The 23,588-nt window shown below is 70.0% G+C and carries 19 protein-coding genes; 7 read left to right on the top strand and 12 right to left on the bottom strand.

Annotated features, from left to right (window positions below):
• Positions 1 to 56: 56 nt before the first annotated feature.
• From LFA75_RS23110 to LFA75_RS23100, 3 genes are all read right to left on the bottom strand, one after another.
• A complete protein-coding gene (locus tag LFA75_RS23110; RefSeq protein ID WP_225235917.1) occupies positions 57 to 953 on the bottom strand; it encodes a dioxygenase family protein in 897 nt (298 codons plus the stop codon).
• Positions 954 to 1,037: 84 nt separating this feature from the next.
• Entirely contained in the window at positions 1,038 to 2,633 is a 1,596-nt protein-coding gene (locus LFA75_RS23105) for a 4-hydroxyphenylacetate 3-hydroxylase family protein (RefSeq protein WP_225235916.1), read from the bottom strand.
• A 128-nt stretch (positions 2,634 to 2,761) separates the two neighbouring features.
• Entirely contained in the window at positions 2,762 to 3,331 is a 570-nt protein-coding gene (locus LFA75_RS23100) for a flavin reductase family protein (protein WP_225235915.1), read from the bottom strand.
• Between the two features lie 45 nt (positions 3,332 to 3,376).
• On the opposite strand from LFA75_RS23100, the gene LFA75_RS23095 reads away from it, so the two are divergent.
• Positions 3,377 to 4,309, top strand: a complete 933-nt coding sequence (locus tag LFA75_RS23095) for an IclR family transcriptional regulator domain-containing protein (RefSeq protein ID WP_225235914.1) — start codon at positions 3,377 to 3,379, stop codon at positions 4,307 to 4,309.
• A gap of 42 nt (positions 4,310 to 4,351) precedes the next feature.
• Here the strand turns inward: LFA75_RS23095 and LFA75_RS23090 are convergent, their stop codons facing one another.
• Positions 4,352 to 5,575 carry an acetyl-CoA C-acetyltransferase gene (locus LFA75_RS23090; protein WP_225235913.1) on the bottom strand — a complete coding sequence of 408 codons (1,224 nt, stop codon included), beginning with the start codon at positions 5,573 to 5,575 and terminating at the stop codon, positions 4,352 to 4,354.
• 368 nt (positions 5,576 to 5,943) lie between these two features.
• On the opposite strand from LFA75_RS23090, the gene LFA75_RS23085 reads away from it, so the two are divergent.
• Both LFA75_RS23085 and LFA75_RS23080 read left to right on the top strand, forming a co-directional pair.
• Positions 5,944 to 6,792, top strand: a complete 849-nt coding sequence (locus tag LFA75_RS23085) for an aldo/keto reductase (RefSeq protein ID WP_225235912.1) — start codon at positions 5,944 to 5,946, stop codon at positions 6,790 to 6,792.
• Positions 6,793 to 7,123: 331 nt separating this feature from the next.
• A complete protein-coding gene (locus LFA75_RS23080) occupies positions 7,124 to 7,432 on the top strand; it encodes a putative quinol monooxygenase (RefSeq protein ID WP_163613160.1) in 309 nt (102 codons plus the stop codon).
• Positions 7,433 to 8,421: 989 nt separating this feature from the next.
• Here the strand turns inward: LFA75_RS23080 and LFA75_RS23075 are convergent.
• Positions 8,422 to 9,564: a glutathione-independent formaldehyde dehydrogenase gene (locus tag LFA75_RS23075; protein ID WP_225235911.1), complete on the bottom strand. Its 1,143-nt coding sequence runs from the start codon at positions 9,562 to 9,564 to the stop codon at positions 8,422 to 8,424.
• A gap of 816 nt (positions 9,565 to 10,380) precedes the next feature.
• Here LFA75_RS23075 and LFA75_RS23065 point away from each other — a divergent pair.
• Entirely contained in the window at positions 10,381 to 11,016 is a 636-nt protein-coding gene (locus LFA75_RS23065; protein ID WP_225235910.1) for a GAF domain-containing protein, read from the top strand.
• Positions 11,017 to 11,055: 39 nt separating this feature from the next.
• Here the strand turns inward: LFA75_RS23065 and LFA75_RS23060 are convergent, their stop codons facing one another.
• On the bottom strand, positions 11,056 to 11,871 hold the full coding sequence (locus LFA75_RS23060) for a GAF and ANTAR domain-containing protein (protein ID WP_225235909.1): 816 nt from the start codon (positions 11,869 to 11,871) through the stop codon (positions 11,056 to 11,058).
• Positions 11,872 to 12,253: 382 nt separating this feature from the next.
• On the opposite strand from LFA75_RS23060, the gene LFA75_RS23055 reads away from it, so the two are divergent.
• Positions 12,254 to 12,553 (top strand): STAS domain-containing protein, encoded by a 300-nt coding sequence (locus LFA75_RS23055; protein ID WP_225235908.1) that lies wholly within the window; start codon positions 12,254 to 12,256, stop codon positions 12,551 to 12,553.
• An 89-nt stretch (positions 12,554 to 12,642) separates the two neighbouring features.
• On the opposite strand, the gene LFA75_RS23050 is transcribed toward LFA75_RS23055, so the two are convergent.
• Positions 12,643 to 13,167, bottom strand: a complete 525-nt coding sequence (locus tag LFA75_RS23050; protein ID WP_263639412.1) for a TetR-like C-terminal domain-containing protein — start codon at positions 13,165 to 13,167, stop codon at positions 12,643 to 12,645.
• Between the two features lie 355 nt (positions 13,168 to 13,522).
• Between LFA75_RS23050 and LFA75_RS23045 the strand changes: the two genes are divergently transcribed.
• Positions 13,523 to 15,064 carry a S8 family serine peptidase gene (locus LFA75_RS23045; RefSeq protein ID WP_225235906.1) on the top strand — a complete coding sequence of 514 codons (1,542 nt, stop codon included), beginning with the start codon at positions 13,523 to 13,525 and terminating at the stop codon, positions 15,062 to 15,064.
• A 345-nt stretch (positions 15,065 to 15,409) separates the two neighbouring features.
• The gene (locus LFA75_RS23040; RefSeq protein ID WP_225235905.1) at positions 15,410 to 17,950 is read left to right on the top strand and encodes a putative bifunctional diguanylate cyclase/phosphodiesterase; all 2,541 of its coding nucleotides are present in this window, start codon (positions 15,410 to 15,412) and stop codon (positions 17,948 to 17,950) included.
• 339 nt (positions 17,951 to 18,289) lie between these two features.
• On the opposite strand, the gene LFA75_RS23035 is transcribed toward LFA75_RS23040, so the two are convergent.
• From LFA75_RS23035 to LFA75_RS23015, 5 genes are all read right to left on the bottom strand, one after another.
• On the bottom strand, positions 18,290 to 18,466 hold the full coding sequence (locus LFA75_RS23035; RefSeq protein ID WP_225235904.1) for a hypothetical protein: 177 nt from the start codon (positions 18,464 to 18,466) through the stop codon (positions 18,290 to 18,292).
• Complete coding sequence (locus LFA75_RS23030; RefSeq protein ID WP_225235903.1) at positions 18,463 to 20,658, bottom strand: heavy metal translocating P-type ATPase; 2,196 nt, start codon at positions 20,656 to 20,658, stop codon at positions 18,463 to 18,465. Before LFA75_RS23030 ends, LFA75_RS23035 begins: the two co-directional genes overlap by 4 nt.
• 198 nt (positions 20,659 to 20,856) lie before the next feature.
• Positions 20,857 to 21,477, bottom strand: a complete 621-nt coding sequence (locus LFA75_RS23025; protein WP_225235902.1) for a DUF305 domain-containing protein — start codon at positions 21,475 to 21,477, stop codon at positions 20,857 to 20,859.
• A 112-nt stretch (positions 21,478 to 21,589) separates the two neighbouring features.
• Positions 21,590 to 22,030, bottom strand: coding sequence for a DUF6153 family protein (locus LFA75_RS23020; protein ID WP_225235901.1), 441 nt, complete (start codon positions 22,028 to 22,030; stop codon positions 21,590 to 21,592).
• 387 nt (positions 22,031 to 22,417) lie between these two features.
• Positions 22,418 to 23,377: a cation diffusion facilitator family transporter gene (locus tag LFA75_RS23015; RefSeq protein WP_225236116.1), complete on the bottom strand. Its 960-nt coding sequence runs from the start codon at positions 23,375 to 23,377 to the stop codon at positions 22,418 to 22,420.
• Between the last annotated feature and the right edge of the window lie 211 nt (positions 23,378 to 23,588).

The following is a 23,588-nucleotide window of genomic DNA, read 5'->3' as shown; positions in this document are numbered from 1 at the left end:
GCGCTGGCGCGGGGCACCCGGCCGGCCGGCCGGGTGCCCCGCAGATCTTTCGAGGGTCAGTTGCGCTCGAGCACGAAGTCGTAGGTGACCTGGCGGGTGCCGTCACCGACGTCGGTGGGGTCCAGGATCAGCTCGGGCTTGGTGGCCTCGGCGACGTCGGAGTCCAGGTACTCCCCGCCGGCGAAGTACAGCTGGGTGGTCACCGTGCGGTGGCCCTCGGCGCTGACAAGCAGGTGGAGGTGGGCCGGGCGCCAGGGGTGCCAGCCGGCGGCGGAGATCAGCGCGCCGGTGGGGCCGTCGGTGGGCACCTGGTAGGGGGCGGGCTGGATGGTGGAGATCTCGAAGACGCCCCTGTCGTCGGTGGTGACCACGCCCCGCAGGTTGCCGCTGGGGATGTCGGGGGCGAACCCGGAGTAGTAGCCCTTCTCGTCGGCCTGCCAGATGTCGAGGACAGCGTGGGGGACCGGCGTCCCGTCGGTGTCGGTGACCTGCCCGCGGAACAGCAGTGGGGTGCCCTGCTCGTCCGGGCGGGCCGGCAGCGTGGCCGGGGAGGTCAGCTGCACCTGCTCGGGCAGGTAGTAGGGCCCAAGGATCGTGCCCTTGGTACCGGTCTGGGTGCGGGAGGCGACCTCCTCAACGGCATGTTCGACGAACACGTCGAGGAACAGCGGCCATTCTCCGCCGTCACCGACATCCATCAGCCACTTCTTGGCGGTCTGGAACTCCGGGTAGGTCACCTCGTGGTCGAGGATCACCTGGTGCACTGCTCCCAGCAGAGCGCGGGCAAGGGCATCGACCCGGGCAGCGTTGGTGACGGCACCGGCGCCGGAGTACTGGCTGGTGGAGCGGAAGGAGGCGCTGGCCGAGGCGCCGGAGTCCGAGGCGGTGGGCGAGGTGGCGGCGGCGCTCTGGTCGAGGGCCGACTGCTCGACGGCGTTGTCGGTGGTAGTCATTGCAGGCTCCAGTCGGGAGTGGTGGGGGGTGATCACCCGGGTGCTTGTGGCGCTGTGGTTCTGGCGGAAGTGCCGAGCTGTGGGTCAGTTGCGGCGGTTCCTGAAGTAGGAGACGTCGTCGTTGCCGATCAGGTCCGGCACGGTCCAGCCGTCCAGGTCGTACTCGTTGAGGCAGGCCTCGGCCAGGCCCTTCATGGCCCCGGTGGTGCCCTGGGCCTCGGCGGCGAAGAGCAGCTCGGCCTTCACGTTCTCGTGGTTGCCCGAGTAGTTGCGCTCGTAGAGCTCGTGGCGGCCACCGAACTCGCTGCCCACGGCATCCCACAGGGCCTTCATGACCTTGACCCGGTCCACGGCGTCGTAGCCGTTGGAGCCCCGGACGTACTTGTCCAGGTAGGGCCGGATCTCGGGGGTCTTGAAGTCCATCGAGTGGGAGTTCAGGTAGATGAGCCCACTGGCGACGTCGGACTCGATGATCTCCTTGATCCGGGGATAGGCCTGAATCATGAGCATCCGGTAGGTCAACCCGTAGTCCAGCTTGGGGAGCAGGGCCCCGTTCTCCCAGCTGTCGGGGTTGCGGGCCATGGCGTCGGCCAGGGCGTAGAAGGTGTTACGCCAGCCGATGACTTCCCCGACCCGGGTTTGCACCCCGCGGAAGTCCTTGCTGCCGGTGATCTCCAGGGCTTTGAGCAGCAACCCCGCGATGAAGTCGATCTTGGTGGCCAGGCGGATGCAGCCGTGGAAGGTAAACCGGGGGATGAACCCGGAGACGGGGAAGAAGCCGTTGATCTTCTCGACATCGCCGTAGAGGAAGACGTTCTCCCAAGGTACGAGGACCTTGTCGAAGATGAAGATCGTGTCGTTCTCGTCCATGCGGGAGGACAGCGGGTAGTCGAAGGGGCTGCCCATGACCGCGGCCTGCTGGGTGTAGGAGGTGCGGCAGATCAGCTTCACGCCCGGTGCGTCCATCGGCACCGTGCAGATGACGGCGAACTCCTTCTTCTTGATCGGGAGTCCGTAGTGGGCGATGAAGTTGTAGTTGGTGATCGCCGAGCCGGTGGCCACGACCTTGGCGCCGGAGACGATGAGGCCGGCGTCGGTCTCCTTCTCCACGCGCATGAACACGTCGCCGACCTCGTCGGGGGACATGTTGCGGTCCACCGGGGGGTTGATGATGGCGTGGTTCCAGTAGAGGACCTTCTCCTGGGACTCCTTGTACCAGCGCTTCGCGTTGTCCTCGAAGGGTGCGTAGAACTCGCTGTTGGCACCCAGGGTGCCCAGGAAGCTGGCCTTGTAGTCGGGGCTGCGGCCCATCCACCCGTAGCTCATCCGGGCCCAGCCCTCGATGGCGTCACGGTCGGCGAGCAGGTCCTCCACCGAGTGCGGGCTGCGGAAGAAGGGGTGGGTGACCCCACCGTTGCCGGTGTCGGTGGGGACGGTGAGCTTCTGGTTTTGCGTCGGGTCGTGCAGGGCGTCGTAGAGCCGGGCGGTCATCCGCACCGGGTTGCGGAACGCGGGGTGGGTGGTGACGTCCTTGACCCGCTCGCCGTAGATCCACACCTCGCGGTCGTCCTTGAGGCTCTCGATGTATTCGTCACCGGTCATCGGGCGGGTGGCGGTGGGCTTGTCGAGATCGATGGCGCCCGTGGTCGGGGCGATCGGGCGGTCTTCCTGCAGCGTCACGAGGAAACCCTTCTTCGTCGGTGGAGACGGGTGTTCGGTCTTTCGGTGGGGTGGTGCTCGTGCTGAGCGCCTCCGGTCGGGGACCGGTCGCGCCTCGTTCCCGGTGGCCAGCCGTTGCGGCTGGCAGATCAGGAGGCGACTCGGTCGCGGTGCGCCGGGAGGGCGGTGAAGGTGGTGGCCGCGTCGAACCAGCCACTCTCGGGAGAGTCGAGGGAGGCGCCCCAGTGCGCGCTGGGGCGGGGCTGGCCTAGCTCGCGGAACTTGCCGCCGAAGAACAGCAGCGGATCCCGGTCGCTGACGTCGATGTCGGTGACCTCGCCGATGACGATGAGGTGGTCGCCGCCGTCGTAGGTGCGCCACGGCTGGCAGGAGATGGTGGCCGCGTTGCCGAGCAGGACCGGGCTCGTCGGCCCCTGCGCCCATTCGGGTGCGGGGTCGGCCGGTCGGCCGGCGAAGTGCCAGGCCACGTCGACCTGGTCGGCGGACAGGACGTTGACCGCGAACGGCGCGCCCTCCAGGTAGGCGCATGCCTTCGACTGGCGGGTCAGCGTCACCTGGCACAGCGCCGGATTTAGGGACACCGCCGTGAAGGCGTTCACGGTGGCCCCGTGCGGGACGCCGTCGTCCTTGGCGCACGTCACGACGGTGACCCCGGTGGCGAACTTGCCGAACGCGTTCCGGACGACTCTGGGCCCCATTGCACACTCCCTTCCTCCGAACGCTGTGCGTACATATTGCACGCAGTGCGTCGTGAAGGGGAGTGTGCCGCCGGTCACGGCGGTCGTCAAGCACTTGCTGCTCACCACGTGGGAAAGACTGAGGGCATGGCGGCGAAGGACCCAGACGAACAGGCGACCGAAACGACGGGCGCAGCGGGATCGGACCGCGACTACGTCCAGTCGCTGGACCGCGGCCTGGCGCTGCTGTTGGCCATCGACGGGGAGCACCCCGACCCCACCCTGGCCGAGCTCGCCCAGCTGACCGGCTTCTCCCGCCCGGCGGTCCGCCGGTTCCTGATCACCCTCGAGCGGCTGGGCTACGTGCGAGCCCACGGCGGTCGGTTCTCCCTCACCCCTCGCGTCCTGTTGATCGGGCAGCACTACACCGAGTCCCACGCGCTCATCGGCGTCGCACAGCCCCACCTGCTCCAGCTGGCCGAGCGCACTGGGGAATCCGCGTCGTTGGCGGTCCTGGACGACGCCGAAGTGGTCTACGTCGCCCGGGTGCCCGTGCGGCGGATCATGAGCATCAACGTCCAGATCGGTACGCGGATCCCGGCGCACGCGACGTCGATGGGCCGGGTGCTGCTCGCGTGGTTACCTGCGGCCGTGGTCGACGACGTACTCACCCGGCGACCTCCAGTAGCCCTCACGGCGAACACGATCACCGACGGCATCGCCGTCCGGGACGCGCTGCACCTGGTCCGGGAGCAGGGGTGGTCCATCGTGAGCGAAGAACTGGAGCCCGGTCTGCTCTCAGCATCTGCCCCCGTGCGTGACCGCAGCGGCACCGTCGTGGCCGCGCTGGCCACATCGACCTCGACGGGGCGCTCGAACCCTGACGAGCTCCAGCGCGAGGTCATCCCACTCCTCTTGGAGACCGCGGGCCGGATCAGCAGCGAGCTCGGCTTCGGGCCAGCTCAAACTCGGTCGACCGCTTACGAGGGCTTCTACTGATCCGGGCCGCGACCAGGATTCGCTCGACCGCATCGCCCCCGGTCAGCTGACCCGCTCGAACACCGCGGCCAGGCCCTGGCCGCCGCCAATGCACATCGTCTCCAGGGCGTAGCGGCCCTCGCGGCGGCGCAGCTCGTGGGCCATGGTGGCCAGGATCCGGGCGCCGGTGGCCCCGACCGGGTGGCCCAGCGAGATGCCGGAGCCGTTGACGTTGACCCGCTCCCGGTCGGCCTCGGACAGCTCCCAGGCGGCCAGGCAGGCGAGCACCTGGCTGGCGAAGGCCTCGTTGAGCTCGATCAGGTCCATGTCGGCCAGGGGCAGGCCGGTGCGGGCCAGCGCGGCGGCGACGGCGGGCACGGGGCCGATGCCCATGGTCTCCGGGGCGACCCCGGCGACGGCCCAGCCGCGCAGCGACAGGAACGGGTCCCAGCCGCGCCGGTCGGCCTCCTCGCGGGTGGTAACCAGGCACATCGCCGCGCCGTCGTTCTGCCCGGACGCGTTGCCGGCGGTGACCGTGGCGGTCGGGTCGGCCCGGCCCATCACCGGGCGCAGCGCGGCCAGGTCCTCCATCGTCGTCCCCGGTCGAGGGTGCTCGTCCTCGATCACGGTGCGGGCGGGCGCCTTGCGGGTGGCGGGCGCCTCGACCCCGACCACCTCGTCGGCGAACCGGCCCCCCGCCATCGCCGCGCCGGCCCGCTGCTGCGACCGCAGCGCCCACGCGTCCTGGGACAGCCGGTCGACGTCGTGCTCGCGACGGACGTTCTCCGCGGTCTCCAGCATCCCGCCGGGCACCGGGTGGTGGATACCGCCGGCGGTCTCCCGGGCCCGGGCCAGCCGGTCGTGCAGCATCGTGCCGTCGCCGCGGACGCCGGTGCGCAGGCCCAGCGCGTAGTGCTCGACCTGGCTCATCGACTCCACGCCGCCCGCGACCACGGTGGTCGCCGCGCCGGTGGCCACCTGCATGCAGGCGTAGAGCACCGCCTGCAGGCCCGAGCCGCAGCGCCGGTCGACCTGCAGCCCGGGAACCCCGGTGCCCAGCCCGGCATCCAGCGCCGCGATGCGGCCGATCGCGGGCGCCTCGCCGTTGGGGTAGCACTGCCCGAGCACGACGTCGTCCACATCGCCCTCGCCGAGCCCATTGCGCGCGGCGAGCTCGCGCAGCACGGTGGCCGCGAGCGAGGCGGCGGTCAGCCCGGCGAAGACACCGCCGAAGCGGCCGACCGGGGTGCGCAGCGGAGAGCAGATGACGACGTCGTCGAGACTCATGACCGGAGATGGTGCGCTACGGCTGTTGTGTGGCTGCGGTCAGCCGGGGTCTGCAGCCCAAGGTTGGCCCGGCCCAAGCGGGTCCGCTGACCAACATCAGCGTGCTGCCGCGATCCTTAAACCCCCGTATGCGTTCCTACAAAATTTGGCTCACAACGTGGTCCGAAACCAGCGCCTACTGCTTTGTGCCGCCCGGGGTCGGATTGCTTCCGCATCTATGGTTACCCGATACACGAGGCGTTAAAGACGAACATTCGGGGCCTCGTCACGCCCCTGGGGTCCGACGTGCGACCACGGCCCGAACAGGCATCGCTCGGCACATACGGACCCTTGCGTCTTCCGCTGCCCCCATCCTGAGGAGCTCCACGATGAGCGCACCCACCATCCGCACCGTGACCCTGCCCGATGGGGCATCAGTCCCGGCACTTGGCCTGGGCACTTGGTACATGGGTGAGCAGTCCGCCACGCGGGCCACCGAGGTGGCCGCATTGCGCACGGGCATGGACTGCGGCTTGACGCTGATCGACACCGACGAGATGTACGGCGACGGCGCCGCCGAGGAACTCGTCGGCAAGGCCATCGCGGGGCGGCGGGACAGTGTCTACCTCGTCGGCAAGGTGCTACCCAGCCACGCCACCCGACGAGGGACAGTGGAGGCATGCCAGGCCAGCTTGCGGCGATTGGGCACCGATCACCTCGACATGTACCTGCTGCACTGGCGCGGGCGAGTGCCGCTGGCCGAGACGGTGGCGGGGTTCGAGGACCTGGTGCAGGCCGGGTTGATCAGGGGTTGGGGTGTCAGCAACTTCGACGTCAGAGACCTCGACGAGGTGGCCTCGGTGCCGGGCGGGGAGCGCGTGCAAACCGATCAGGTGCTCTACAACCTCAACCGCCGCGGACTCGAGTACGACCTCCTCCCGAGATGCCGCCAGGCCGGCGTGCCCCTGATGGCCTACTCCCCGGTCGATCATGGTCGGCTGCTCGGGAACCCCGCGGTCCGCGACATGGCCAGCGCCAAGGGGGCGACTGCGGCCCAGCTGGCCCTCGCCTGGGTGCTGCGACTCCCCCAGGTGTTCGCTGTCGTGAAAGCCTCCTCTCCCGCGCGGGTGACGGAGAACCGCGCCGCCATGGAGATCAGCTTCAGCACCGCAGAGTTGGAAGAACTCGACCGGATGTTCCCACCGCCATCGAGCAAGGTGCCGCTCGAGATGCTCTGATGGCTGCCAGTTCCAGTCATCAGGCCTCGGAGGTTGAGGCCTCGGAGGTTGAGGCCTCGGCGGTTGAGGCCGTCGACTCGGCCCTCCCGACCACCAGCTCGAGACCAGGGCCACCTGCAGAGACGGTCGTCACGGTGGCAAATGGTCACTGGAGCGAGCGTCCTCGCCGACATCGACGAATCCCCAGATGGACGCCGTGGGGATCGGCATGACAGTGTCGAATGGACCGGCACGCTGGACAAGAGAAGTCGGCCCGAATGTTGGTCCATCCTCCGCCCTAGCGGCGTTTCGGTCATCGTGACAACGCGAACCACCGAAGGAGAAACCCGAGATGGCGACACAAGTCAGCAAAGCCCTTCTGGTGCGCCTTGAGGCGCTGCCTGGCAGGGAGGACGACGTCCGCGCTTTCTTGAACCAGGGGCTGTCGATCGTCGAGGGGGAACCCGCGACCGTCAGGTGGTTCGGCATCCAGTTCGGACCCTCCTCGTTCGGGATCTTTGACGCCTTCCCCGACGACGACGGGCGCCAGGCGCACCTGTCGGGGGCGGTAGCACAGGCGCTCGGCGAGAACACGGGTGTGCTCTTCGAGGCACCCGTGATCGAGCAGCTCGACGTCGTCGCCGAGAAGCAGCCCGCATAGAACAGGCGGCGCCCGCGGTGGGTTCGCCCGCCGCGGGCGGCTCGCGGATGTCTCAGCGCCTGCCGACAACGTCCCACCGCGGCGCGCTGCCATGGGCGACCGCGAAGGCAAGAACCGAAGTCTTCACTCCTACCGCGTCGATCACGACTGCGGGTTCTGAGCAGCGCCGAGCTCAGCATCCGGACGTCGACCACGGAGACGACGCAGTTGCATCCGCTCTGCTGGGCACTTGGCCGAGGTCGCCGCCACGGTCGCATGTCGATTCCCGCCACCAGCAGGCTTCGCCAGGGGCGTGGTCCTGCTTGTGGAGGGCGGACGCACCACCACAGGTACCCCCGAAGCTAGTGAATGCCCTCGCAGTCAGGACGAGGGACGCCTGCTGAGCGATCGAGCTGAGGGACCACGCGGTTGGCGGTTGCTGGCCAGGGCTCAGGCACTCCTGGGGTTGCGGCGATCGCAGCAACCCTTGGTCACACCTCTTGTGCGGGACCCGGACCAGCTTCAGCGGGTGTCTTACCTGAGCGACACGGGCGGGGTAGGGCCGGTGGTCCCGGGACAGTCACTGAGTCAGGCGATACGGGTCCGGTAGACGAACCCGGCCGGGAACACCGCGAGGAAGATCAGGTGCCCCTCGTGCGCCGTCCCTTGAGACCCTGGCATCGGCCGGTGCGGCAACCCTGCCCGCCGCTCTGACGATCGAGTACGGCGCCGCCCGCAGCGGCGGAGTCCACCCCGGCGACTTCGTGCTGCTGACTGCGCCCCCGCCAGCATCGCCTTGGTGGGCCTGCATTGCGGCACAGTCTGACGACCACCAAGCGCTCAGGTGTCAGTTGACACGACCTTGTGCAACCGCCGGGGGGGGGTGTGGACCCCGGCGGCTTGCTAGCAGCCGTACCCACCAGGGGTGGCGGATGAGCTCCATCGGCTCACACTGGCGGACGGCAACCAGGCGTCGGGTCCTTGTTCGACCCGACGCCCGGTCGGCGGTCTCAGCCCTTCGTGGGGTTGAGGACGACCTTCGTCCAGCCCTGGTCGCGGGCGTCGAAGTGCCGGTAGGCCTCGGGCGCCTCGTCCAGACCCAGGTTGTGGCTGACCAGGCGGGCCGGGGTGGCCTTGCCCTGGTGGATGAGCCGGGCCAGCGCGCGGTTGTAGTTCTTCACGTTGGCCTGGCCGTTGCCGATCGTCTGGCCCTTGAACCAGAACGTGCCGTAGTCGAAGGCCAGCTGGCCCTTCTTGGCGAGCTCGTCGGAGGCGCCCGGGTCCTCGGGCAGGAACAGGCCGACCACGCCGATGGTGCCGGTGGCCTTCACGACCTCGACCAGGCCGTTCATCGTCATGTTGGGCTGCTCGACGCCCTGGCTGTCGTGTGCCTGGTAGCCGATCGCCTCCACGCCGCGGTCGGTGCCGCGGCCCTTCGTGGCGTCCTTGATCTGCTCGATCGGGTCGCCCGTGCTCGAGTTGATCCCGATCGCGCCGAACTCCTCGGCCAGCGCGAGACGCTCGGCCAGGTGGTCGATCACGTAGACCTCGCTGGCGCCCTGGAGCACCGCTGAGTAGCCGGCCATCAGGCCGACCGGGCCACCGCCGTAGACGGTGACCGAGTCACCGGGAGCGACCTTGGCCAGCCGGGTGCCGTGCCAGCCGGTGGGGAAGATGTCGGCGAGCATGACGTAGTCGTTCTCCTTCTCCACGCTGTCCTCGGGGAGCTGGAGGGCGTTGAAGTCGGCGAAGGGGACGCGCAGGTACTCGGCCTGGCCACCGCTGTACCCGCCCATGCCGGCGAACCCGTAGGCGCCGCCGGCGACGCCGGGGTTCACGGTGAGGCAGAAGCCGGTGCGACCCTGCTCGCAGTTCTCGCAGAAGCCGCAACCGATGTTGAACGGCAGCACGACGCGGTCGCCGACGCTGAGCTTGGTCACGCCTGCCCCGACCTCGACGACCTCGCCGAGGTTCTCGTGGCCGATGACCATGCCGGTCTCCAGGTCGGTGCGGCCCTCGTACATGTGCAGGTCGGAGCCGCAGATGTTGGTCGCCGTGACCCGGATGACGGCGTCGGTGGGATGCTCGACCTTTGCGTCGGGGACCTGCTGGACCGAGACGTCGCGGGGGCCGTTGTAGACGAGTGCACGCATGGGGGTACCTCCAGGGATTGATCGCGGGACGCGTGAGCACGGCCGATGCTCGACCGCTGTGGCTCCCGGCGCTCCTCGCGCTCCCCTGGCCTGCCCGGTGCCCGGGGGGTTCAACCATCTCTGGGCGGCGCACCACCATCCGTCCGGTCCCCAGGCTGCATTCGACGCCGTTTAAACCCCTTTCGTCAGCTCCGCGGAAGCCACCAAACTGGTCCCGCACACTCGGACCGACCAGGTCGGCATAGCTCGAAAACCCCGGTATGTGGGCCTACCGAATCCGGCCCACAACCGTGTCCAGAACCCGAGGCTCTATCGACCTAGTTGCCACAAGGTGATGCCCACAGTTGCTACCTGCGCGTCGCGTGTTTGTGCTGGACCGACCGACCGACCGACCGACCGACCGACCGACCGACCGACCGACCGACCGACCGACCGACCGGCGCCGGCGGGTACGGGCTGTAGGTGATCACCGAGCTGACCACTGCCCACGGGGTGCACTACGAGGGCCCCACCAAGACGGTGTGGGCCACCATCGCCAAACCCTGACCCTGCGCCGGAACCGCGCCGGGACCGCAGCACCAGCCGGAGCCCTGCGGCGTAGGCCGCACCAGGGTTGCCGCCGCGTCCGGGTGGGAACAGGTGATCCCCAGTGAACCGGCCGACCCTCCAGACCGCCTGGAGATCACCGCTCGGGGAATGGGTGGTATGCCGGTGTTGGGTGCGTTCGGTGCTGCGTTGGCGGCGTCGGCGGAGCAATGGCCCGAGGTGGCGCTGCTACCGCAGCGGCTGGCCGGTGCGTGTGCGCAGGTGCTGCCGGTGACCGGGGCAGGGATGAGCCTGTACTTCGCGCCGGGCCGCCGGTTGCCGTTGGGGGCCAGCGACGAGATGGCGGGGACGGCGGAGCGGCTGCAGTTCACCGTGGGGGAGGGCCCGTGCCTGGCTGCGCACGCCGAGCAGCGGCCGGTGGTGGCCGATGAGGCCGAGCTGGCCGCGCGGTGGCCGGCGTTCACCGCGGAGTTGGTGGCCCAGACCCCCATCCGCGGGGTGATCGCGCTGCCGCTGAGCGATGGTCTGGCCAGCGTCGGTGTGTTGGACCTGTACCTGGCCGCACCGAACCAGGTGGGGGACTTGTCGCTGGTCGACGCGTTGGTGGTGAGCGGGGAGGTCACCCGGGTGTTCCAGCTGGGCGCCAGCAGCGAGCACATCAGCCCGACGCGAGGGGGACCCTCGGGGCCGGCGTGGCTGGAGGCGCCACCGGCGCGGCAGCGGGCCCGGGTGTGGCAGGCGATGGGCATGGTGAACGCCGGGCTGAACATCGACAGCGTGGACGCCTTGGCGGTGCTGCGGTCACACGCCTACAGCCACGACACCGACGTGGACACCATCGCCGACCTGGTTGTGGATGGCTTCCTGCCCGTCCAGGAGTTGGCCCCCGACCTGGGCGCCCCCTGACCCGAACCGGCCGACCGTCTGGCGTTGGCCGGTCGCCGGCTACGTCGAGGGGCCTGCTCGTCGTACGTGCGCGAGGACCTGGGCGGCGATCTCGCGCACCTTGGTGTTGGTGTGCTGGGACCGGGTGGACAGCACCTGGAACGCCTGATCGGCGTCGTAGCCGTGGATGCCCATCAGCACGCCCTTGGCCTGCTCGATGACGGCGCGGGAGGCCAACGCCAGCTGCAGGTTGGCGATCTCGGTGCGGGCGGTCTCCAGGTCGTGCATGTTGGCGATCACCGCGGCGGTCTGCCCGGCCGTGTGGGCTGCGGTGGCCGCCACGAGCGGGTCGTTGAACGCGCCGGCGGTGGCGGAGTACAGGTTGAGGGCGGCGCGGGCGGTACCCCCGACCGGGATCGGCACCGACAGGACGCTGCGCACCCCCTGACGTGCGGCGAGATTGGCGAAAGCGGGCCAGCGGGTGTCGGTGGCGGTGTCGGCGATGAGCACCGCGTGGCCGGTGTCGGCGGCCTCCAGGCACGGCCCGTAGCCCAGCCCGTACTGGCACTCGTCGAGCTCGAAGGCCGTCAGCCCGGTCCAGGCCGCCGTCGCTCGCCGGGGCCCGGTGGCCAAGGTGACCGAAGCTTCCTGAGCCGCGGGGATGGAGCCTTTGGCGTAGGCGGCGGCGCGGTGCAGCACCGAGGCCACCGACTCCGATGCCAGCAGCAACCGACCTAGGGGGTCCAGGCCCTCGGAGTCGAAGGACCCCAGCTGCGGGGAGGGGATCGCGCGGTCGGCGGCGCGGTGGGCTTCCTGGTCCATCGCGGCCGGGTCGCCGTCGTCGGGAGAACCGGGGGAGGGCGGCTTGGTGGACACAGAGCACGACCTGTCCTGACGCGTTGCCCGAGGAGCGGTCACGTCGAAGAGGGCCACAGCGGGGTGTGGCGGGTGCGCCCTGGGTTGGACGAGCGCCGCCGAAGCGACCTGCGCTGAACCCTAGCCCCGTGATCGGTTGCGTCCTGTTCGGCTGTGCGCCCCCTTTCCCGGATGATCTCCGCGGACTAGCGTGGATCTCGGCAGTCCAAGGTTGGGCTGATGCCGCGCGGTAGCGCGCCCGCTGGCCGCTGATGGGCGGTGCGACGGATCGCCGGAAGCGGATTCCATGCCTTCTAAGGACTACGTGCACCCCGATGCTGGTCCAGGCGCCGTCGACCGGTTCCCCCATCTCACTGGCCAGGCCTACCTTCAGGTGCGCACCATGCCGGCCAACGGCGACAGCCAGGTGACGGTGGCTGTCGCCGGGGAGATCGACAACGGGTCCGCCCCGGTACTGCAGGCCGCCCTGACAACCCATCTCCGCCCACACGGGCCAGACGTGGTGGTCGACCTGACTGAGGTGTTCTTCCTGAATGTAGCCGGGCTCAGGGTCCTCGCCCGCGCCCACCAGACGGCCCTCGAGGGCGGGCAGCGACTCGTCGTGGTCACCGGGGATCGCCACCGGGCGCCTCGCCGCGCGCTCCAGGCCAGCGGACTGCTTCATCTGCTCACCGCGCACTGAGGCGCAGCCGCCGAAGCTGGGCGTCTCGACGCGTGCTGTGGTCCGGTGTCCGGCGCCGCTGCTTGGACGTCGGCCGCCACCTATCGCTGTCAGGGCAGGTCGGTAGGCAGGAGGGTTGGCCGCGCGAGGGGCAGTAGTACGTCATCGGCCAGTTGCTGCACGGCGGCCTCGGTGAGGGGTGGTTGGGCGGTGCGGTACCGCTCCCACCACAACGCCTGCGCCACCAGGACGAGCACGACCTCCCGGTCGGCGGGTACACGGTGCCGAACCGCCAGGTGATGCAGCCGAGCGGCCAGGGGCACGACGACGGCTCGATGCAGGGCCTCCCGCAGGTCCGGCTCGTGGTGGCAGGTGCCGACCAACGCCGCAGCGGCCTGCTCGGCGGCGCTCAACGGGCGCGTCCACGGCTGCAACACCGCGGTGAGGTCCCCGTGCAGCGTGCCGGTGTCCTCATCGGGATCCACCAGGACCAGCTGGGACAACACATCAGCCATCAGGGCCGCCATCGACGGCCACCGCCGGTAGATGCCCGCCTTCCCAGCACCGGCTCGAGCAGCCAGCGCATCAGCGTTCAGCCGGTTCCACCCGTCCTGGGCCACGATGTCCACGGCCACAGCCATCAGCCGTGCGCTCAGCTGGGCGTCCCGAGGACGACCAGGCGGGGACCGCCGGATGAACGGGGTACCTCGCTCGGCAGGTGTCACTCCACGATCATGCTGGTTCCTGGACGTCGGTGGCACGGGTACGAACGCGGACCGTGGGGATCGAAAACCCCCGTATGCGGATCTACGAATTCCGTCTCAAAACATGGTCCGGAACCCGTCGTCAGCGAGATGGTCAGTGCAGGTCACGCCCAATGGGGTGAGCTAGGGCCGCTAGGTGGTGACACGGAGCGCACCTGACTCCTTACTCAACGTGAGACCAGTCAAGACTAGGCGGTCGACCAGGTGCAACAGGGAGCAGGAGCAGATGGCAACGAGGGCACGATGGGCGGGGGCCCGCCTGTCGGCGGTGGTCGCCGCATCGGCGGTGCTCGTCGGCAGCGTCGGGCTGACGTCGGCCCACGCCGCGGTCAGCCCGACGCTGGGCTACGACGCCCAGGCGGACAAGGGATCGCTGTACAACATCGCGGGCGTCGTCGGCGCGCTGGACGCCTACCGGCTCGGGATCACCGGCCGCGGTGTCGGCGTCGCGCTCATCGACACCGGGGTGACCCGGGTCGCCGGGCTGAACTCCGGGAACGTCGTGAACGGACCTGACTTGTCCTTCGACAGCCAGGACCCGGCCACGTCAAACGTCGACGGCTTCGGCCACGGCACCCACCTGGCCAGCATCATCGCCGGTCGCACCGCGGTCGGGACCCCGGCCAGCTACACCGACCCGGCCCGGTTCACCGGGATCGCGCCCGATGCGAACCTGGTCAACGTCAAGGTCGGCTCGGCCAACGGCGACGTGGACGTCAGCCAGGTCATCGCCGGCATTAACTGGGTCGTCGAGCACCGCAGGGACGAGGGGCTCAACATCCGGGTCATCAACCTGTCCTACGGGACCGATTCCGTGCAGCCCAGCCAGGTCGACCCACTGGCCTACGCGGTCGAGCAGGCCTGGCTCAACGGGATCGTCGTCGTGGTCGCCGGCGGCAACGAGGGCGACAGCACGACGAACCTGGCCAACCCGGCCTCCGACCCGCACGTGCTGGCGGTGGGCGCGATGGACTCCGCGGGCACCGTCGCGACCGCCGATGACACCGTGCCCTCCTGGTCCACCGACGGCACCGACGCCCGGCACGTGGACGTCACCGCCCCGGGGGTCTCCGTCCTCGGGCTGCGGTCGCCCGCCAGCGCTGCGGACACGCAGAACCCGGGCGCCCGGGTGGGGACCCAGTTCCTGCGTGGTTCGGGGACGTCCCAGGCTGCCGCGGTGGTCAGCGGCGAGGCCGCCTTGCTGCTGCAGGCCATGCCGAACCTGACTCCCGACCAGGTCAAGCAGATCCTCATGGGGTCGGCGAGCGGGCTCAACAACGTGTCCGCCCGCATGGAGGGTTCGGGGACCACCGACCTCCGCCAGGCACTGAGGTCAGTGCCGCGCACCGTCGTCGACCCGGCACCGTGGGGCACCGGGACCGGGTCGCTCGAGGCCTCGCGGGGCAGCTTCCACATCGTGGTGGGGGACGGAACCGCGGAGGAGACCACGTTGCTCGGTGAGGTCGATGTGTTCGGCCGGGCCTGGAACGCCGTGCAGTGGGCCCGGGACACCCAGAAAGGCAAGACCTGGCGGGACGGCGCCTGGATGGGCAACACCCTGACCGCCCGGGGCTGGACCAACACCGGTGAGGCGCACAAGAGCTGGCCGACAGCCACCTGGACCAGCGCCGGTGCCGTACTGGCCGACGGGGAGTGGGCCGGGCGCATGTGGCGGGACGGCGAGTGGGCCGGCCGCATGTGGCGCGACAGCGCGTGGAGCGGCCGCATGTGGCGCAGCGGCGGGTTCTCCAGCGCCGGGTGGTTCTGAGGTGAGCCGCATGTGGTCCACCCCGCGTCCGCCCAGGACGCCGCCGGTGCCCCGTCCGCGGACGCCGCGGGGATGACCCGACGAGGGGCCCCGACGGGGTGAGGTGCAGCGGGGCGCGGCTCAAGGCCGCGCCCCGCTCTGCCGTTCCACCCTCCCCTGTCTCTTTTACACCTCTGACGCTGCCGACGATACACCTTGTGGTGATTCTTCGGGGTGGCGTCGTCATAAAAAAAAAAAATAACAGCAAGTTCTAGATGCTATGGTAGTATTGTTGATTAGCGGGAGAAATGTGATGTAAGGTTGTGNGCCGGGCCCCTCCCGGCCCCGCCCCGGCTCCGGCGGGTCGTGGTCGACCCCCGGTCGGTGCTGGTCGCCGGCATGGCCGTGGCCATGGCGGGTATGGCGGTGACCCTCGGTCTCCCCCTCACCCAGGACCCCGCCCTCGACGGCACGGTGCTACTGCCCTGGTGGTTGCTGGCTGGGCTGTTCGCCGCCACCGAGGCGTGCGTCATGCACATCCAGACCGGCCGCGAGGCCCAGACAGTCTCGGTGAGCGAGCTCGTGGTGGTCCTCGGGCTGTTCTATGCAGCACCCGCCGACCTAGTCGCCGGCAACCTCCTCGGGTCCGCGGTCATCCTGCTGGTCCACCGCCGGTCGTCGGTCCTCAAGACGCTATGGAACTTGGCTTCACTCAGCCTGCAGATGGTCGTGGCCGTCGGCATCTTCCGGTTCCTCAACGACGTCGGCAACGCCACCCACTGGCTGGCATGGGTCGCGGCCTGCGCGGGCTGCCTGGTCGCCAACCGGGTCAGCGTGCTGGCCGTTGCCGGGGTCATGGCGATCTACGACGGGAGGCCGCCGCTCACTCCGCTGCTGCGCGAGGTGGCCACCGGCGACCTGGCCTCGCCTGTGGTCGTCACCCTTGGCCTCATCGCCGCGACCAGTCTGGCCGCCACCCCGGCCGCCGTCGTCCTGCTCCTGGTAATGGGCGCCGGCCTGCTCATCGGCTACCGGGCCTACGCGGCGCTGTCCGACCGGCACTTGAGCCTGGAACGGCTGTACCGCTTCACCCAGGCGATCTCGAGCTCCCCCGAGGTCGACGAGGTTCTCAGCAGCGTCCTAGCCGAGGCGAGGGACCTGCTGCACGCCGAGCACGCCGAGGCCGTCTTCGTCGGCGCCGAGGGCGGGGCCCTGGCCCGCGTCCGGCTCGGCGCCACCGGTCGGTTGACCCGGTCGGAGGGCCTTCCCGGCGCGGTCGACCAGTGGCTGCTGGACCAGGTCATGGAGGAGGGTGCGTCCCTGACGCTGGCCCGGGGGACCCGGGACGCCGACGAGCGTTCCTGGCTTGAGGTCCACGGGGCCCGCGACGCCGTCGCCGTCCCGCTGCGCAGCGGGGCCGGCGTGCTCGGGGTCATCGTCGTCACTAACCGGCTGGGCGAGGTCCGCACCTTCGAGGACGGTGACGTCCTCATGCTCGAGACCGTGGCCACCCACGCCAACGTGGCGCTGCAGAACGGAGAGCTCATCTCCCAGCTCCGCCACGACGCGCTGCACGACGCCCTCACCGGCCTGCCCAACCGAGCCCTGCTGCAGCGGAGGTTGGCCTCGTTGCTGAGCGACGGGGACCCCGGCCGGATCCCCGCCGGGGCCGTGGTCATCCTGGACCTCAACGGGTTCAAGGACGTGAACGACACCCTTGGCCACCACCAGGGCGACCTGCTGCTGGTGGAGGTCGGGGTCCGGCTGCGCGACTGCGTCGGCGCCGACGGCCTCGTGGTCCGGCTCGGCGGCGACGAGTTCGCCGTGCTGCTGGATGGCGCCGACGAGGAAACCGCCCTGGAGGTCGGCCGCCGCATCCTGGGACAGCTGCGGACCCCCGTGCTCCTTGACGGCGTCGAGGTCGAGGTCAGCGGCTCGCTGGGGATTGCCCTATCCCCCCAGCACGCCACCGACCCGGCAACGCTGCTCAAGCGCGCCGACGTGGCCATGTACGAGGCCAAGCGCACCGGGGAAGGCCTGCGGCTATACGAGGCGCACCTGGACCCCAACGACGTCAACCGCCTGGCGCTGGTCGCCGAGCTGCGGACCGCGCTCACCACCGAGGACATCCAGGTGCACGTCCAACCCCAGGCGCACACCGACGACGGCCGCGTGCGCAGCGTCGAGGCCCTGGTCCGGTGGAACCACCCAACTCGCGGCCGCATCTCGCCCGACGAGTTCATCCCGGTCGCCGAGCGCAGCGGACTGATCGGCGCCCTCACCACCCTGGTCCTCGACGCCTCCCTGGCCGCCGTCGCTCAGTGGCGGCGCAGCGGTCAGGACCTGTCCATCGCCGTCAACCTGTCCAGCCGGAGCCTGCTGGACCCTGGTTTGGTCGACGAGGTCGCCCAGCTACTGCAGTACCACGACGTGCCGCCCGCCGCGCTCACGCTCGAGGTGACGGAGGGCTCGGTCATGGCCGACCCGACGCGGGCGATCAGCCTGCTGCGCGAGCTCCGGGCGCTGGGCGTGCGGCTCTCCGTCGACGACTTCGGCACGGGCTACTCCTCGCTGTCCTACCTGCAGCGCCTGCCCATCGACGAGGTCAAGATCGACAAAAGCTTCGTCACCGACATGCTCCACCGGCCCGGCGACACCTCCATCGTCCGCGCGATCACCGACCTGGGCCGCAACCTTGGCCTGAACGTCGTCGCCGAGGGCGTGGAGGACCAGAAGACCTGGGACGCGCTCGCCGAGCTTGGCGTCCACGTCGTCCAGGGTTGGCACCTCGCCCGGCCCATGTCGGTCCAAGCCCTGCTGCCGTGGCTGCGCGAGCGCCGCACCCAGGCAAAGGACGCCCCCACCCCTACGCCCCCCGCGCCCGTCGACCTCGGAACGCCTGCCTGACGTTCCGAGCGGCCCGGTCCTCCTGCACTTCGCCACCGATGCCCACCGGGCGACGCTAGACCCACGGTGAACGGTCGTTCTTCAACGTCGGTTCATGGAGCACGTATCACCGGATTTGTTCCGAGTCGTGTCCTTAATTCTCGCCGCAGGCCAGCACATCGAGACCAAATGCGTGCAGCCCACAAACCCCCGTATACGGATCGACGAATTGCGGCCCACAACTCGTTCCGAAAGACGCCGGGATGCAGGCTTGATGTTGGCCGGGCCCGCAGCCTGAGTGATCACCGCCATCGCGGGGATGAGCCCACTCCGGGACAATCTGTTGGAGTCGAGCGAGTTTTAGGCGTGTAGCCGGAAGAGCCCGCGCACGAAGGCCCGCAGCCCGGTCGGGCGCTCGTGCGCTACCTCTTCATCTGCTTGGGCCTCGCCTGCGATGGCGTCGTGGTCAGGTGCCTTGCTCGCATCGCCGCGTGGCTTGAGGGTGCCCTGGTTGCGGTACTCGCTGGGAGTGGTCACGCCTTGACCTCGTTCCGGTGGGCCGACGCCGTAGAGGCGCCGGGATCTGGGCGGTGGTGGTCTGGCCCTGTGGGCCCGGGTCGGAGGTCGAGGCGTCGCAGCAGTTGGGCGTTGAGGGCGACGACGATGGTGGAGGCCGACATCAGCAGCGCGCCGATGGACATGGGCATGACGAACCCGATGGGGGCCAGGACTCCGGCGGCCAGCGGCACGGAGATCAGGTTGTAGCCGGCGCCCCAGGCCAGGTTCTGCACGCTCTTGCGGTAGGTCGCGGCCGACAGGTCGATCACCGACACCACAGAGCGTGGGTCTGCTGAGGCCAGCACGATGCCGGCGGAAGCGATCGCGACGTCGGTGCCCGCACCGATGGCGATACCGACGTCTGCCTGGGCCAGGGCGGGGGCATCGTTGACGCCGTCACCGACCATCGCAACCCGTCGTCCCTCGGCCTGCAGGTCGGCGACGGTGGCGGACTTGTCCTCGGGGCGGACGCCGGCGAAGAACCGGTCGATGCCCAGCTGGGCGGCCACGGTGCCGGCGACGGCTTCGGCGTCACCGGTGATCATGACGACCTGGGCTCCGCGGTCGCGGAGCTGGTCTACCGCCGCGCGGGATTCGGGTCGGATCTCGTCGGCCAGGGCGAGGGCGCCGATCACCACTCGGTCGACCAGGACGTGCAGGATGATCGCCCCTTGCTGGCGCCATTGGTCGGCGACCGGGAGCTCGGCCGCGCCGACCTGGGCGAGCAGCCCGGGTCCGCCGACGGCGACGGTGCGGCCCTCGACGGTGGCCTGCACGCCGATGGCGGGGGAGGAGGTGAAGTCCGCGGCGGCGGGGACGGTGAGGCCGCGGTCGGCGGCGGCACGGACGATGGCTTGGGCCAGGGGGTGTTCGGAGTCGGTCTCGGCGGCCGCGGCCAACGCGAGTACCCGGTCGGCGTCGAAGGTCTCCCCGGGGTCGGTGGTGGGGTGGTCTGCGGTGTGGATGTCGGTGAGGGTGGGTCGGCCGACGGTGAGGGTGCCGGTCTTGTCGAACAGGACGGTGTCCACGGTGCGCATGGCCTCCATCTGCACCCGGTCCTTGATCAGCACCCCGGCGCGGGCGGCGCGTTCGGTGCCGATGGAGATGACCAGCGGGATCGCCAGCCCGAGGGCGTGCGGGCAGGCGATGACCAGCACGGTGATGGTCCGGATGACTGCATCCTGCGGTGCGCCGATGGTCGACCACACGATGGCGGTGAGGATCCCGGCGCCCAGGGCGAACCAGAACAGCCAGCCCGCCGCGGTGTCGGCCAGCCGCTGCGCGCGGGACCCTGAGGCCTGGGCGTCGGCGACGAGCTTGCCGATGCCGGCCAGGGTGGTGTCCTCACCGGTGGCGGTGACCTGGACGCGGAGCCCGGAGTCGGTGGCCACGGTGCCGGCGACGACCGGGTCCCCGACGCTGCGGGTGACGGTCGCGGACTCCCCGGTGATCATCGATTCGTCCACCGCGGCTGAGCCGTCGGTGACCTGCCCGTCGGCGGGGATCCGGCCACCGGGCCGGACGACGACGACGTCTCCGACCTGAAGGTCGGCCGGTGCGACGGTGACGATCTGGCCGTCTTGGACGCGTTCGGCCTCATCGGGCAGCAGCGCGGCCAGGGAGTCCAGTGCCGAGGACGTCTGGGCAAGCGACCGCATCTCCACCCAGTGGCCCAGCAGCATGATGACCACCAGCAGGGCCAGCTCCCACCAGAAGTCCAACCCGTGGGGCACCAGCCCCAGCGTCGAGGCCCACGACGACGCGAACGCCACCGTGATCGCCAGGGCGACCAGCAGCATCATCCCGGGCTTGCGGGAGGTGATCTCGTCCACGGCGCCGGTGAGGAACGGCCGCCCGCCCCACAGGTAGATGACCGTCCCCAGCACCGGGGACACCCACGACAAGCCGGCGACGTCGGGGAGCTGGTAGCCCAGGATCGAGGCGAACATGCCTGAGGCGGCCACCGTCGGCACCGCCAGCAGTAGGTTCCACCAGAACAGCCGCCGGAACATCGCCACGTGCCCGCCGTGGCCCCCGTGGCCCCCGTGGCCGCCGTGGCCGCCGTGCCCGCCGTGTCCGTTCGCGTGCTGCGTGGGTGGATGGTCGTCGAGCTGGTGCTGGGAGGTGCTGGCGGCCTGGGTGATCGTCGAGTGGTGCTCGTTGCGCGACATGATGTCCTCCATACCCCCGGGGGGTACCCGGATAGGGGCTTCTTGATACCACCGGGGGGTACCCGCGGCCAAGGGTGTCGTCGAAGAAACCGGGCCGGTCGGGCCCGGGGAGGCGCAGCGGTGCGCGCCCGGTGATCACCGAATGGCGCCAGGGAGGAGGCGCAGGTGTGATGCCTGCGCCTCCCCGCCGGCTGCGTGTTACTGGGTGGCCAGGCTCTCCAGGAGCTGTTCCATCTCGGTGATCTCGGTGCCCTGGGAGGACTTGATGTCCTGGGCCAAGGCGATCGCCGCGGGGTCCTCGCCGTTGTCGATCTCGGTCTGGGCCATGCCCACAGCGCCGGTGTGGTGCTCGAGCATCATCTGCAGCCACATGCGGTCGAACTCCACACCGCTGGCGGCCTCCAGGGAGGACATGTCCTCCGCGCTCATCATCCCGCCCATGGCCGAGTGGTCCATGCCGGGCATGGCGCTGGCGGCGCTGTCGGCGCCCCAGGTCTCCAGCCAGCCGTTCAGGGTGTCGATCTCCGGCCCCTGGGCGGCCTGGATGCGGGCGGCCAGGTCGGCGACGTCGGGGTCGGTGGAGCGGTCGGCGACCAGGTCGGCCATCTCCACCGCCTGCTCGTGGTGCGGGATCATCCCTTGGGCGAACTCGACGTCGGCGTCGTTGAACGTCGCGTCGGCCGGGACCGACGTCGAGGACTCCGACGTGGCGGTGTCTGAGCCACCGGAGCAGGCCGACAGGGCCACCGAGCCGGCGATCAGGGCACCGACGAGTGCAGTACTACGAGGCGAGCGGAGGAACGTGGGGTCGCTGAACACAGGAACTCCTGAAGGGTGCGACGCCCGGGCGTGGCCAGGGCGCGAAGGATGAGGGCAGGGCGAGCACTCGACGCGGGGCCCCGACAGGGGCACCGGTGTCAGGTGGTTCGGCCTAGACCCTCAGCACGCACAAGCGACTGAGTTCAGGGGTAGGTGCGCAGGCTGCAGCGCGGTCGACGACGACTCGCACGTGCCCAGCCGCTCGGGTGTAGACCGTCCCGAGTCGACGTCGGGACAGCCACACGGCCAAGGCGGCCAAGACGGCACCAACACCGCCGGCTAGCACCGCCAGGCACACCATCAGCGCGTGCGCTGCGGAGCTGTGCCCACCGGTCTGATCGGTGGAGTGGGCAGCGTCCATGTCCGACATCGCCGCACCCGCGACGACCAGCCCCACGACGGAGCCTGCAGCCGCGGTGGGCGAGTGAACGGTGGCCGTCGAGGTGTGGGTCGAGGTGCCGGTCATGGCCGAGTCAGCAGCAGCGCAACTGAGGCCATGCATCGAGAACACCGCAGCCAGCAGCAGCAGCGTCCACAGCAGGCGAGCCCGCATGACACCTCCACCACTGAACCGGGATACCCCACCAGGGTAGGCAGATGACCGCCCTACCGCGTCACGACCACCAATCAAATCCAGGCCAGAACGCTCGACCTCAGTGTGGCCGGCTTCGGCGAACCCAGCAGTTTGCACCGTTGCTGGGCCCGACTGCGCCGGCACGGTCCCGGGGGCCCGGCGCACGAGGACCGAGGTGGTCGGCTGTCCGTGAGGAGCTACGGCGGTCTGACGGTGACGCCGGCTGGGCCCGACGAGCACCGCGCGTCGAGCTCTGGTGCGCACACGACTGTCAGGCCTAGCGTGACGTCGCGGACCGTCCCCGACCCCCCGTGCGGGGACGGCCCGCGCCACCCCTCCCCGTTCCCGTCCCGCCGAGCGGCCGTTCTAGGCCCCGTTGTGGTGGGCGAGTGCGTGGTGTGGGTCGCCGTGGGTGCTGGCCGGGCTGACGTGCACGGTGGCATCGACGAGTTTGGGGACGTCGTGCAGGAGTCGGTGGTGAACGTCGACGGCGATGTCGTGGCCGGCGGTGACCGACAGATGGGGGTCGACGGTCACGGCGGCCTCGGCCCGGATGCGGTGTCCGGTCCAGCGAACCCGGAGCCGTTCGACGTCCAGGACGCCCGGGGTGGCGCGGATGGTGGCCTCGGCGGTGTCCAGGACCTCGGGTTCCACGGCATCCATCAGGCGCCGGTAGACGTCGCGGGCTGCGTTCTTGAGCACCAGCAGGATCGCCACGGTGATGCCCAGCCCGACGATAGGGTCGGCCAGCGGGAACCCGGCCAGCACGCCCACGGCACCCAGGACAACGGCCAGGGAAGTGAAGCCGTCGGTGCGGGCGTGCAGGCCGTCGGCGACCAGCGCCGCTGACCCGATCCGTCGCCCGATGCGGATGCGATACAGCGCGACCAGTTCATTGCCGGCGGCGCCGATGAGCCCCGCGGCGATGACCACACCGACGTTGGTGATGGGCTGGGGGTCCAGTAGTCGGCGAATGGACTCATAACCGGCCAGCACGGCAGACAGCGCAATCATCGCGACGATGAACACCCCGGCGAGGTCCTCGGCCCGGTCGTAGCCGTAGGTGTACCGCCGCGATGCCGCCCGCCGGCCGAGCAGGAACGCGATCCACAGCGGCACAGCGGTCATCGCGTCGGAGAAGTTGTGCACGGTGTCGGCCAGCAGCGCCACCGAGCCGGTGAACCACACGACGACGGCCTGAGCGACCGCGGTCAGCAGCAGGACGACGAGGCTGATCTTCAGGGCGCGGATCCCCTCGGCGCTGGATTCCAGGGCGGAGTCGACGGAGTCGGCCGAGTCGTGGCTGTGCGGGCGGAAGATGCCCATCACGAAGCCCTTGAGCCCGGTCGGGTGGTCATGGCCGAGCTCCCCGTGCGGGTGGTCGTGCCCGTGTCCGTCCGAGCCACCGCCGTGCGGGTGACCGTGATCGTCAGCGTTGTGCGGGTGCTCTGGGCTCCTGCCGTGGTCTGGCGCGTGGGAGTGGTCGTGCGGGTCATCGTGGGGCCCGTGGTCGTGCGGGCTGGCCGCCTCGAGGCCG

This window comes from Klenkia terrae (genome assembly GCF_900491935.1).
Classification (GTDB): domain Bacteria; phylum Actinomycetota; class Actinomycetes; order Mycobacteriales; family Geodermatophilaceae; genus Klenkia; species Klenkia terrae.
Note: the sequence above shows the minus strand (reverse complement) of the source record. Positions and strands in the feature narration are given on the sequence as shown.

What these genes read in the sequence shown, in the direction of transcription:
- LFA75_RS23100 (WP_225235915.1), bottom strand. Translation starts at nt 3,331, where the DNA reads ATGGGGCCCAGAGTCGTCCGGAACGCGTTCGGCAAGTTCGCCACCGGG.
- LFA75_RS23075 (WP_225235911.1), bottom strand. Translation starts at nt 9,564, where the DNA reads ATGCGTGCACTCGTCTACAACGGCCCCCGCGACGTCTCGGTCCAGCAG.
- LFA75_RS23020 (WP_225235901.1), bottom strand. Translation starts at nt 22,030, where the DNA reads ATGCGGGCTCGCCTGCTGTGGACGCTGCTGCTGCTGGCTGCGGTGTTC.
- LFA75_RS23030 (WP_225235903.1), bottom strand. Translation starts at nt 20,658, where the DNA reads ATGTCGCGCAACGAGCACCACTCGACGATCACCCAGGCCGCCAGCACC.
- LFA75_RS23110 (WP_225235917.1), bottom strand. Translation starts at nt 953, where the DNA reads ATGACTACCACCGACAACGCCGTCGAGCAGTCGGCCCTCGACCAGAGC.
- LFA75_RS23090 (WP_225235913.1), bottom strand. Translation starts at nt 5,575, where the DNA reads ATGAGTCTCGACGACGTCGTCATCTGCTCTCCGCTGCGCACCCCGGTC.
- LFA75_RS23080 (WP_163613160.1), top strand. Translation starts at nt 7,124, where the DNA reads ATGGCGACACAAGTCAGCAAAGCCCTTCTGGTGCGCCTTGAGGCGCTG.
- LFA75_RS23055 (WP_225235908.1), top strand. Translation starts at nt 12,254, where the DNA reads ATGCCGGCCAACGGCGACAGCCAGGTGACGGTGGCTGTCGCCGGGGAG.
- LFA75_RS23015 (WP_225236116.1), bottom strand. Translation starts at nt 23,377, where the DNA reads ATGGGCATCTTCCGCCCGCACAGCCACGACTCGGCCGACTCCGTCGAC.
- LFA75_RS23045 (WP_225235906.1), top strand. Translation starts at nt 13,523, where the DNA reads ATGGCAACGAGGGCACGATGGGCGGGGGCCCGCCTGTCGGCGGTGGTC.
- LFA75_RS23085 (WP_225235912.1), top strand. Translation starts at nt 5,944, where the DNA reads ATGAGCGCACCCACCATCCGCACCGTGACCCTGCCCGATGGGGCATCA.